This window comes from Neochlamydia sp. TUME1 (assembly GCF_000813645.1).
GTDB lineage: Bacteria > Chlamydiota > Chlamydiia > Chlamydiales > Parachlamydiaceae > Neochlamydia.
Map to the genome: position 1 here is coordinate 1 of NZ_JRXI01000022.1, position 11,257 is coordinate 11,257.

The 11,257-nt window shown below is 38.3% G+C and carries 10 protein-coding genes and 1 other RNA gene; 5 read left to right on the plus strand and 6 right to left on the minus strand.

Annotated features, from left to right (window positions below; genetic code table 11):
• Positions 1-400 precede the first annotated feature (400 nt).
• Positions 401-592, plus strand: a complete 192-nt coding sequence (locus tag DB41_RS00995; protein WP_039383393.1) for a hypothetical protein — start codon at positions 401-403, stop codon at positions 590-592.
• A 101-nt stretch (positions 593-693) separates the two neighbouring features.
• Here the strand turns inward: DB41_RS00995 and DB41_RS01000 are convergent, their stop codons facing one another.
• Positions 694-1,716: a nucleotidyl transferase AbiEii/AbiGii toxin family protein gene (locus tag DB41_RS01000; protein WP_039383396.1), complete on the minus strand. Its 1,023-nt coding sequence runs from the start codon at positions 1,714-1,716 to the stop codon at positions 694-696.
• Positions 1,713-2,321, minus strand: a complete 609-nt coding sequence (locus tag DB41_RS01005; RefSeq protein ID WP_039383399.1) for a DUF6088 family protein — start codon at positions 2,319-2,321, stop codon at positions 1,713-1,715. Before DB41_RS01005 ends, DB41_RS01000 begins: the two co-directional genes overlap by 4 nt.
• A gap of 207 nt (positions 2,322-2,528) precedes the next feature.
• Here DB41_RS01005 and DB41_RS01010 point away from each other — a divergent pair, with 207 nt between their 5' ends.
• The gene (locus DB41_RS01010) at positions 2,529-2,963 is read left to right on the plus strand and encodes a YjdF family protein (RefSeq protein ID WP_238578391.1); all 435 of its coding nucleotides are present in this window, start codon (positions 2,529-2,531) and stop codon (positions 2,961-2,963) included.
• On the opposite strand, the gene DB41_RS01015 is transcribed toward DB41_RS01010, so the two are convergent.
• The 3 genes from DB41_RS01015 to ssrA form a co-directional block, all read right to left on the minus strand.
• Positions 2,946-3,236 (minus strand): helix-hairpin-helix domain-containing protein, encoded by a 291-nt coding sequence (locus DB41_RS01015; RefSeq protein WP_039383401.1) that lies wholly within the window; start codon positions 3,234-3,236, stop codon positions 2,946-2,948. The two genes, DB41_RS01010 and DB41_RS01015, sit on opposite strands and share 18 nt — an antisense overlap.
• 11 nt (positions 3,237-3,247) lie before the next feature.
• Positions 3,248-3,370, minus strand: a complete 123-nt coding sequence (locus DB41_RS12465) for a hypothetical protein (RefSeq protein ID WP_255350891.1) — start codon at positions 3,368-3,370, stop codon at positions 3,248-3,250.
• Between the two features lie 174 nt (positions 3,371-3,544).
• Positions 3,545-3,959, minus strand: a transfer-messenger RNA (tmRNA) gene (gene ssrA / locus DB41_RS11125).
• A 202-nt stretch (positions 3,960-4,161) separates the two neighbouring features.
• On the opposite strand from ssrA, the gene ileS reads away from it, so the two are divergent.
• Entirely contained in the window at positions 4,162-7,284 is a 3,123-nt protein-coding gene (ileS, locus tag DB41_RS01020; protein WP_039383402.1) for an isoleucine--tRNA ligase, read from the plus strand.
• Between the two features lie 628 nt (positions 7,285-7,912).
• On the plus strand, positions 7,913-8,872 hold the full coding sequence (locus DB41_RS01025) for an SIS domain-containing protein (protein ID WP_039383404.1): 960 nt from the start codon (positions 7,913-7,915) through the stop codon (positions 8,870-8,872).
• Between the two features lie 219 nt (positions 8,873-9,091).
• On the opposite strand, the gene DB41_RS01030 is transcribed toward DB41_RS01025, so the two are convergent.
• On the minus strand, positions 9,092-9,649 hold the full coding sequence (locus DB41_RS01030) for a hypothetical protein (RefSeq protein WP_039383406.1): 558 nt from the start codon (positions 9,647-9,649) through the stop codon (positions 9,092-9,094).
• Positions 9,650-9,727: 78 nt separating this feature from the next.
• On the opposite strand from DB41_RS01030, the gene nhaD reads away from it, so the two are divergent.
• Complete coding sequence (nhaD, locus tag DB41_RS01035) at positions 9,728-11,017, plus strand: sodium:proton antiporter NhaD (RefSeq protein WP_039383408.1); 1,290 nt, start codon at positions 9,728-9,730, stop codon at positions 11,015-11,017.
• Positions 11,018-11,257 lie beyond the last annotated feature (240 nt).

The following is an 11,257-nucleotide window of genomic DNA, read 5'->3' on the forward strand; positions in this document are numbered from 1 at the left end:
CCTTCCCGCAACTAAGTAAGCTTAAAGTAGCCTACCCATTTATAATGGCAAGAAGTTTCTCTCTTTTTGTGCAGATTGCTAGGCTGAGAAAGCAGCCTTTCTTGACAGGAAGAAGCTAGGCGTATTGTATTTCATTATTCGATTGAAGAGTTAAAACATTGCGCTAAAAAGAACCGTTTTTCTCAAATAAGGAACAGAATCAATCTCATTCTTTTAGCCAAACCAGAATTGCCGCGTCACTTAATCCCCAAAACCTGTTGCTGTTCCTAAATGCTTGGAAGGCCACCGCCCTTTTTTCCTTAGCTCTATACGAATTCGTTTGACTTGCTTTTTAATTTTTTTATATTGTCTTTAAAAAAGTATAAATACTGAAAGAGTTATCACTACCCAAGGAAATAAAATGCATCCTATCTCATCGGCATCTATTGAAAGTTTGCCCAATGAATTGCTGCTCCCTATCTTAGAGGCTTGCGCAGTTCCTTCCTTATTTAGCGTCTGTAAAAGATGGCATTATCTGCTGGCTTCTGAAGTCATGCCTTCTCTCTCTATGCTTGATTCAGAAGCCCATACATTAACTTGTTTTTGCGTGTAATATTTAATATTGATGCGAATCGTATAAAAATAGATATTTGCAAGAGCTTGCGTGTCTTCAGTACGGTAATTCCTTATAAGTATTTCATTGGTCATAATGCCCTATCCTTTAACGTAATTAAACTCTTTTTCAAACGTGTCGATCGTTTTTAAAATTAATTCCCACTCTGGGATTTCTCTGAAAAACATGGACTTCATCAGAACATAGTCTTTCTCAAGTTCTTTTAGAATTCGCGGAGGAGGAAAGAGCTTCAAGGTTCCCTTTCGAGCTGTTCCGTAGTTTGCCCAACTTGATGCAAAGTAAATGCTTTTGTGGATGGCAACTCTTTCAAGTAGAGCTATCTCGATAAGAGCCTTCTCCTTGATCTCCGAATTGAGCAAACGGAAAAAGTCATAATAATGCCTTGAAATTCGTGGCGGAAGCTTTTTATCTTCGGGTAAATGTGCATATTGATGAAGGATAGTTGCTTTCTCCCAGAAAGTACGTTCAGCATTCAGCACTCGAATCCATATTTCAGATTCATGGATTTTTTCTTTTAATGCCTCTTTAGCGTAGCTCTTTATTCTATGTTCGCTGACAGGCCAGTGTTCTGATCTTGCACCGATTTCGATTTTTACAAGCGGACGAATGTACCCAGCTTTTGAGGTTTCGCTTGGATATTCAAATAATAATGTTTGGGCATCGGGGTCTTCTTGGTCAGGGAAGACTTGCCACCCATCAATTGTTCCGAGTTTTGCAGCAAAAGCATCTTTAAGTTCAGCTAGCATCTGAGTTTGAACATAATTGGAGCAAGCTTTTGAAAGATTATCGATGATTGCATTTTGCTTTTTCTTGGAAGGTGCATTTTCAGGGTCATGGGGTGCACCAAAACCAAAGAATTCTCTTTCAATTGAAAGATCAATATCTTCTGAAAAACGATCAATTAATCCATATACTTTTGAAAGGGACGTACCTCCTTTAAAGGTGAGATGCGGCCTCATCTTCTCTAGCGAAAATAGTCTTTCCAAAACCCATACGACCCAATAATCTTTCTCAATAATTTCAAAGGGCATGTTCTTGATATCAGTGGCAGCTCTAAAGAAAAGTTCCCGTTCATCTTTAGACAAAAGATGAATTTCATTCATGGCTTGAGCCCCATAATTTCAAAAAAAAGAGATCGTATCCATGCAGGTGCAAACTTCATATTCTGTCTAATTTCATTTTCTTTTGAGTCTTTAAGGAATTTTGATACCTGCGCACGTGCTACCTGGTCAATGTGATCTTTTCCTAAATTTTTCAAAGCTTGAATCAGAAGACCTTCTCTAGTTCCCGCAGAAGACATAATTTTTTTCGTGGTCTTTTTAAAAATAATTTCTTGATTACCAATTTTGACTTTTCTGGAGGGGCCTTCGGTTAAAAACATGACACGACCAGGAACTTGTAAAGAAAGGCCCACTAAATTGGCAGCATGAGCTCCGGCAGGTTGAATTTGAACCCCATTTTTTTCCGCAATAGCCTTAGCAACTTCATTCAAATCTGGGGGGATTGTGCCCAGTAGATCATGTATTTTGGGGTAATCATAAACGCCTTGAGCGAGCCGACGGATGATGTTTTGTTTTTGAAGCTGTGAAAGAGCTTTTCGAATAGAGGTATCCCTACCCAGATCCGAAAAGTGCATGGGCGTAAAACACCAACCGCGGCCCTGCTCAACAATCCTATTTTTTACTGCGATTTCAATACTTTGGCGCATTTTGAGTTTCCCTTTTTCACAAAAGTAGCATCTTTTTGTGAAAATTAACAATAAAATTTGCCTTGAATTTCACAAAAAGATGCTATTTTTGTGAAATTACTAGAATCGTTTATGAAAACGGTTAGAGTGTTTCTTTTAACCCCTGGGAAAGTGTGTTAGTATCTTGAGCCATATAAAGGGAATAAAATTGCTACAGTTAAAGCAACAATTTTCTTTGAAAAGCGGTTCTGGGTAGGAACTTTTGAGCGGGCCGATAAAGAAGGGTATGCAATTGCAAGGCCTATCTTGGGTGGTGAACCGTCTGATCCTGAGATTCATGAGTTTGTTCTTAATCATTATCATGAACTAAAATTTGGAGAAGCTAAGGAAATCAACATTCAAATCCAGCGCATGAATCCAAAGAGAGTACAAAGAGAAGTCCACCGTGAAATGGCAAGAATGAAGGAAACGACACAGCCTTCAACGTTAGCACAAGATTACATGCGAGAAGGGCTTGAGAAGAAAAGAAAGAAAAGCATTAGCAGTGCCGAAAAACAAGCTCGCAAAGATAATCAATTTGCACTCAAGCAAGAAAAAAGAAGCATCGAGGGCATTACTAAAGCGTTATTATCGCTAAGGAATAACTCAAATTATATGAATTAACTTTCCTGTTTTTTGAAGAGCCTTTCTCTGGGCTGTCCATGCCCACCATGAAGTAGGTTCTCCCGTCTTAGCTTCATGTATAATGGCGGCAAATACGTCCCACATACAAGGATCATGACGTTTTCCTGTTAACCTTTCTAATTGTTCAAACAATTGAGTAGCATCATGATGGATTAAGTCCTCAACTAAATGAATATCCAGAATATTTAAATCCCGTAAAGTTGCTTTTCCAACATTTTTCAAGTCTTTAAGGTTCTTTTTTTTGATAGACATTTTCTACCTGTTTATTCATTGCAAATTTCGACAATGAAACCATTATTACCACGGACATATTTACTCTCTACTGTGGGAATATCTTGGGGATTTGATGCGCTTTCACTAGGAGTCACAGTAGTCACAAGTGTCACAAAGATATAGCAGGAGATGTGGAAGACCGAGATAGTTTTATACTGTTTTCATCCAGTCTACGGCGTAAATAGTGTGTAATTGGGCTTTATGTGCTTGAACATTTCGGTTGAATTTTTGATTCGCAAGCTTTTAAAAATAAAAGGCTTCACTCCTAAAAGTGAAGCTTAATAATGGGTTGGAGGTGGAGAGAATTGAACTCTCGTCCTGAGCAAACTACATAGTGACCACTACATGCTTAGTGTTCTGAAAATAAGTAGATTCCGCTGCAGAACACGCCACTGGAAACTACTCGCCTCAATTGATCTTGAGTTTAAGTTTCTCTAAGGCTGGAGAAACTTAGCTCATACCAAGAAAATAACAGTAGACTCTAAAATCCTTGGTCCAATTTCAGACTACTGCGCAAGCACTGCAATTAAGCAGCGCGTGCTACGATTTCAAAGTTAGCTTCAGCCACAGGGCTAAAGTCAACAGCGATTACGTTTGTGCTTGTTTTGGCACTTAATTGTTCACCGGCTTTTTTAGGAGGCCAACCGATACCCTCCGCATGCAATCAATACCTCGCTTCCCAGTCGAAACCGTGACACCCCCGAAAGATGGATGGTGGATAAAAACTGTAAGGCAGTATTGCCTTTTCTTAATCAAATAATAACGTAAAAAATAATAAAATAGAAGCAATTTTTTTACGTGAAGGAGAAGAAACAAGATGCTTGCTAGACATTTTCGAGAGAAAATATTATTATTTTTGCCTATGGCTTCGAAAACAATTTTATATTACTTAGTAGGTTAGCGAATGTTTGCAGAAATTCTTCCAGAAAGTTTTGATGAGCGTGAAAAAAGAATTCTTGAATTTTGGAGTGTAAATAAAATTTTCACACAATCGGTAGAAGAAAATCGAGATAAACCTCTTTTTGCTTTTTATGATGGTCCTCCTTTTGCTACGGGTCTTCCTCATTATGGTCATTTACTAGCAGGCACCATTAAAGATGTAGTCTTGCGTTATAAAACAATGAAAGGATTTTGCGTGCCTCGGCGTTTCGGCTGGGATTGCCACGGTCTTCCTGTGGAAAATGAGATTGAAAAAATGCATAACCTCTCGGGTGGAGATGCTATTCAAACTTTTGGAATAGCCAATTTCAACGAGGAATGTAGAAAAATTGTTTTACGTTATACTGAAGAGTGGAAAACGATTGTTCAGCGTATGGGGAGATGGGTAGACTTTGATCAAACTTATCGAACGATGGATGTGAATTTTATGGAATCGGTATGGTGGGTTTTTCAGCAGCTTTATAATAAAGGGCTGGTTTATGAAGGTTATAAAGTCATGCCTTATTCTGCTAAACTAGGAACACCGCTTTCTAATTTTGAAGCAGGCGAAAATTATAAAGAGGTAGATGATCCTGCGTTAACGATAGCTTTTCCTTTGCTAGATGAACCTCATATAGCTATTTTAGCGTGGACCACTACTCCCTGGACACTTGTTTCTAATTTAGCTCTCATGGTAGGGCCTGAGATAGACTACGTAAAAATCCTACATATTACCTCGGGCCAACACTATATTTTAGCAAAATCTAGACTCTCAGCCACTTTTAAAAGTGAAAGCGAGTATCAAATATTAGAGGAGATGAAGGGTAGGAACTTAGCAGGTAAAAGTTATAAGCCGCCTTTTAAGTATTTTGCAGATAGAGCGAGCAAAGGAGCCTTTCGTGTAATTCTCGAGGATAGCGTATCGGTAGAGGAGGGCACGGGAATCGTTCATGCAGCTCCTGCTTTTGGAGAAGTAGACTTTTATGCGTGTCAAAGAGAAGGCATAGAGATTGTATGCCCAGTCGATAGCAATGGACTTTTCACAAGTGAAATTTCTGAATATCAAGGGTCGTTTGTTAAAGAGGCGGATAAAGAGATTATTAAGCATTTAAAGAAAGAGGGGATAGTCTTTTCTCATGGTGTTTGCCGTCACCGCTACCCTTTCTGCTGGCGATCCGACACTCCTCTTATTTATAAAGCTGTAACTACCTGGTTTGTAGCTGTAGAAAAGATAAAAGATTCTCTTGTGAAAGCTAATGAACAGATTCATTGGACTCCCTCGTATGTCAAACATGGGCGTTTTGGTAAATGGTTAGAAGGTGCTAGAGATTGGGCTATCAGCCGAAATCGCTACTGGGGGACGCCTATTCCTATCTGGCGTGCAGAAGATGGAGAAATACTTGTTTTAGGAAGCATTCAAGAGTTAGAGAGTAAAAGTGGCGCTAAAATTAAAGACTTACATCGACATTTTATTGATCAGCTAACCTTTACTCATAATGGAAAAGTCTTTAAACGTATTCCCGAAGTCTTCGATTGTTGGTTTGAGTCGGGCTCTATGCCTTATGCACAAAATCATTATCCCTTTGAAAACCAAGCGCTGTTTAAAGAAATATTTCCTGCAGATTTCATTGCAGAAGGTTTAGATCAAACACGCGGATGGTTTTATACGCTAACTATTCTGTCTACCGCCCTTTTTGATCAGCCAGCTTTTAAAAACGTTATTGTGAATGGGATTGTTTTGGCAGAAGATGGGGCAAAAATGTCCAAGCGTTTGCGCAATTATCCCGATCCTAGCCTTGTCATTGAGCGTTTTGGCGCCGATGCCATTCGTGTCTATATGATGCATAGTCCGGCAGTACGTGCCGAGGACCTTTGCTTTGTGGAAGCAGGAGTAGAGCTTATCTTACGTCAAGTAATGCTGCCTCTATGGAATGCTTATAGCTTTTTTATCACCTACGCGCGTATCTATGGCTGGCGCCCTTGTGACCAGCCGAAAAAGCCTACAGCTATTATCGATCGATGGGTAATCTCGCTTTTAAATAAGCTTATCAAACAAGTAGAAGTAGGAATGGATGATTATAACCTTAGCCATGGTATTGAGCCTACCATTTATTTCATTGAGCAGTTGACTAACTGGTATATTAGACGTTCGCGCCGTCGCTTTTGGGAAGAAAAAGAGTCTATTGATCGTAACGAAGCTTTTGCCACTCTTTATCATGTTCTATTGACATTTACAAAGATTGCAGCGCCTTATATTCCTTTTATCAGTGAAGCTATTTATCAGAACCTGAAAAGTGAAGAGATGCCTCAATCCGTTCACCTTTGTGCTTATCCAGAATATAATGAGCAAATGCGTGATGAGCAACTGGAAGCCGCTATGGCCGCAGTGCAAAGTACGGTAAGTTTGGGCCATGCTTTAAGAAAAGAGCATAAGCTTAAAGTTCGACAACCCTTGGCGAAGGCCCATATTATTTCTGCAGATACCGTTACTCTTCAATTTTTAAAAGAGCAACAGCACTTGATTGCCGATGAACTGAATGTGAAAATAATCGAATTTGCCGAGAAAGAGTCTTCATTTGTTAATCTTAAAGCTAAGCCTAATTTTCGCGTCTTAGGCAAAAAAGTGGGTAAGTTAATGAAAGCTACTCAGCAAGCAATTGATGCTTTTAATCAAGAACAATTATCTATCTTGCTGAAAGGCCATTCGCTTCCTTTAAGCATAGAAAATACCGAAGTAGTGCTGACTTCGGAAGATGTCCAGGTTGAACGCCAGGTTTTTGAGGGTCTAGCTGGAGCTAATGAAGGATCGATTACTATTGTTTTAGAGACAGCTTTAAATGAAGATCTTTTAATGGAAGGGATTGCCAGGGAGCTCGTTAATAAGATCAATACAATGCGGCGAGAAGCTAATTTAGAAGTGACTGATCGCATTCACGTAAATATAGAAACAACCGAACGGGTAAAACTAGCTTTTGAGCATTATAAAGAATATGTGCAACAAGAAGTATTGGCGGTTACTGTAGAGTTTAACAAATCTGCTGAAGGAGATGAGTGGGATATTAACAATGAGCCGGCTAGGATCTATTTAAATAAAGCCAATGCTGCTTGAACACCTCTTTGCTCTACTTTACACCCTTACTCCCTTCCTCTTAAGGTAAGGGAGTAAGGCGGTATCTATTCACTTGTTATGGGTGAAAGGGAGATGAGCAAGCTGCTTCTGTCTATGAATAGTCAATGATTTATATTTTGATTAGAATAAATGTTTGTCCATAAAAAATTTAAGGTGGCCACTTAGCAATAGATAATATGTTTTAAAAAACTTCCCCCTTATTTTGAAAACAACTGAATGATTATCAGCTCCTTCTTTACTTAATGACATATCTTACGTGCAGATAAGTTGAAAAAATATTTTACACTTATAACTTTTTTCTTTGAAAAAAGGCTATAAGCTATCTGATGGCAGTTTGTTTTAATCAGAAGCTTGTTATTGAGTTTTGCTTTAAGGACAGGTTATGAGGACTTCTTCGGTAGCAAAGAAGAGGTAGCAAATAGTGGCTATAAAAGTCAAAGCGGGCCCGTTTTTTAACAAAGATAAACGCTAATAGAAATATTCTGGAACTCTGATTTTTCTAATTCTGTCTGTAGCTGTAGATTTTTATAGCTTGAGAGTAATATTTTTATTCCTTAAAATGCATTCTTCAACACACGGATCGTTTAGCTTAAAAAGGAATCATCATTTGTTAGAAGAGCTTCTCCAAAAAGAAAATAGTTATCTAAATTATTTTTTTGAAAAGATTGATTTATCTGCTGCTGATATTATTGTACAGGCTTTAAAAGACTGCGAGGGAGTCGTAGTTTTTTCAGGTGTAGGAAAAAGTGGCTTAGTAGCAGAAAAAATTGCTATGACCATGACTTCTACTGGCTCCCGAGCTTTATTTATTTCCCCTACGAACGCTTTACATGGCGATATAGGCATAGTTTCTGAAAAAGATGTGTTTGTTTTTCTTAGTAAAAGTGGAGAAAGTGAAGAGCTTTTATCTCTTATTCCTACTCTGCGGAATCGGCGAGTAAAAATTATAGGGATTGTCTCCAATGCAAAAAGCCGTTTAGCTAAAGCTAGTGATATATATATTGATCTTCCTTTGCAGCAAGAGCTTTGCCCGTTTGATATAGTGCCGACAACGTCTGCTGTTATACAGCTTATATTTGGAGACATTCTTGCTGTTGCCCTCATGCGTATGAAAAATTTTAGCTTAGAAGAATATGTAAAAAATCATCCTGCAGGTAGGATTGGTAAACGCATCTCGCTTAAAGTGTCTGATTTAATGGTCACTGGCTCTAGCCTTCCTATATGCAAGCCTCACGATAAATTGGTAAATACTCTTGTAGAATTATCTAATAAACGTTGTGGCTGTGTATTAGTGACTGATGAAACTGAAATTTTACAAGGAATATTTACCGATGGTGATCTCCGGCGGGCTTTACAATCCCATGGAGCTGATTCCCTGCAATTGCCCATGAAAGATCTAATGATCCAAACAGCTCGGTGGGTTGCTCCTCATAATTTGGCATGGGATGCCATGCGTAAGATGGAAGGAGACCAAAAAAATGCTATTACGGTGTTACCTGTCCTTACGGAGCATAAAAAGCTGCTAGGCCTTATCAAATTACATGATATTGTCCAATCTGGAATATGAACGTCCCCCCGCTTAAGCCTTTATCATCTAGCTATTAATTTTTCTTTAAACATGCTTGGGTAGAGAGGTAATCGTTCTTACTTTCTATAAATAAGCAAAACATATAGAAGTCATCAAGTATTTAATATTTCTGCCCCCACTTTAGGAAAGTGCAATTTCCTATTTTTTAGAGAGAGCGGCTTACTTTATGCTGCCCTTTTTAGAGTGCAATTAAATGTTTTATTCATTGATTATTGTACTCTCTTTTTTCAAGTTTTTGTATATCTCTTCTAGGTCATGATAGGAACGTTTACTAAAATAGGGTAAAAATAGGTCGCAAAAATATTTTTTTTGATTTTCTTCTAAATATAGAGGAAGATCCAAAGAGTAATGCAATGCAGTGATGTCTTTTGAGGTAAGAGCAATCCACAAGCCAATTCCGTAATGTTTATCATCGTCTAGATAAGCTATTTCATCCACTTTTTCCAGGGATACCTTAAAAAGAATCCTGCCATGCAAGGCAAAATAAAGTTCATTTAGTGAGTCCACCTTGACTTGGTGGGGGGTGTTTTCTAAATACGACAACTGACGGTAGGGCAAAAGTCCTAAAGTGATAAATATCCCTCCTAAAAGCAAAAGAACCCAACCCCAAGTAGCTAAGACAGAAGGGGAAAGGAAAATTCCTCCATAGAGCCATAAACTAATGCCGGCAGCTCCATAAATTGTGCCTTTGATAAGGGTGGCTTTTTTTATAGAAGAATGAATAGTAGAGTTTAAAGATAAAATAGGCTCTTCCATTTTTTTTTACCTAGGTTAGAATGTAGAAATCGCATATTAGAATGTATATTAGCAGAAAAGATTTACAGGAAAACTTATATGGCTATCACTCTAAATATTTATACTATCAGCATGATTATTGTCTTTATCATAGGTTATGGCTTTATTACTATAGAGCATGTGATCAGAATCAACAAAACGACCACAGCTTTGCTGATGGCCATTATTTGTTGGATTTTGCAATTTGCTAATCATCATGATAAATTTTCTCATCAGCAGAATCTAGATTCATTAGCTGCTCATGTGGCTGATATTAGCCAGGTAATATTCTTTCTTATAGGTGCTTTGAGTGTCGTGGAACTTATCAATGCTCATCAAGGATTTAAAATCATTTTAGATGTTATTAAAGTTAAATCTAAAGTTAGACTGCTGTGGGTGTTAGGTTTGATTACTTTCTTTTTATCAGCAGTGCTAGATAACCTAACCACCACGCTTGTAATGCTTTCCATTATGCAAAAGCTATTGACGAACCGAGAAGATCGCTGGTTAATAGGCGGAGGGATAGTAATTGCAGCCAATGCAGGGGGCGCTTGGACACCGATTGGGGATGTCACGACAACTATGCTATGGATAGGGGGACAAGTGACTTCATGGGCAATCATTAAAAATCTTTTTTTTCCTAGTCTAGCATGCTTTATTGGCTCATTTTCCATCATTAGCCGATGCTTAAAAGGCTCGCTAGTCGATTATAAATTATTAAACGCGCATAAAAAACTAGAACCTATTGGCAAGCTAATTTTTTTAGCAGGTATAGCTGCGCTTACCTTTGTACCTATTTTTAAAACATTGACGGGTTTGCCCCCCTTTATGGGAATATTGTTTGGTTTAGGATTATTATGGCTAATGACGGATATTGCTTATTTTAAAGAGGAAGATCGCGAACATTTACGTGTGCCGCATGTATTAACAAAGATTGATTTATCGGGAGTACTATTTTTCTTTGGCATTCTTTTATGCATTAATGCTTTAGAGTCGGCAGAGCTACTAAAAATGTTAGCTCAGTGGTTAAATCAGCATGTAGGAAACATAGAGGTGATAGCCACTCTAATCGGTATAGCTTCAGCGATTGTAGATAACGTTCCATTGGTAGCGGCCAGCATGGGAATGTACAGCCTTCAACAATATCCTCAAAATTCTTCCTTTTGGCAATTGGTAGCCTATTGCGCAGGTACTGGAGGCAGTCTGTTGATTATTGGCTCTGCTGCAGGCGTGGTCTTCATGGGGCTTGAGAAAGTAGATTTTTTCTGGTATTTAAAAAAAATATCTTTTCCTGCTTTTGTAGGCTACGTGGCGGGCATTACCGCCTACTACTTACTTAGCATTATCTGATCTTTAGAGGAAGAAGAGAGGAGGATTAGGAAGTTCTTTAATTTTCTTGTTTTGCTCCTTGTTTACTTCAAGGAGCATTCGCTTTATGTAAACACTTCATGGCTAAAAAGATCTTTTAACTCACCTTACGCAGACATAGGACTACTTTGCAAATTTTGTAGCTCTTGATAGGCCATCTGATTAGCTTTAAGGATTAATTTATATTTTAAAGCAAAGTGATTAAGTAAGGTTGTAATTTTA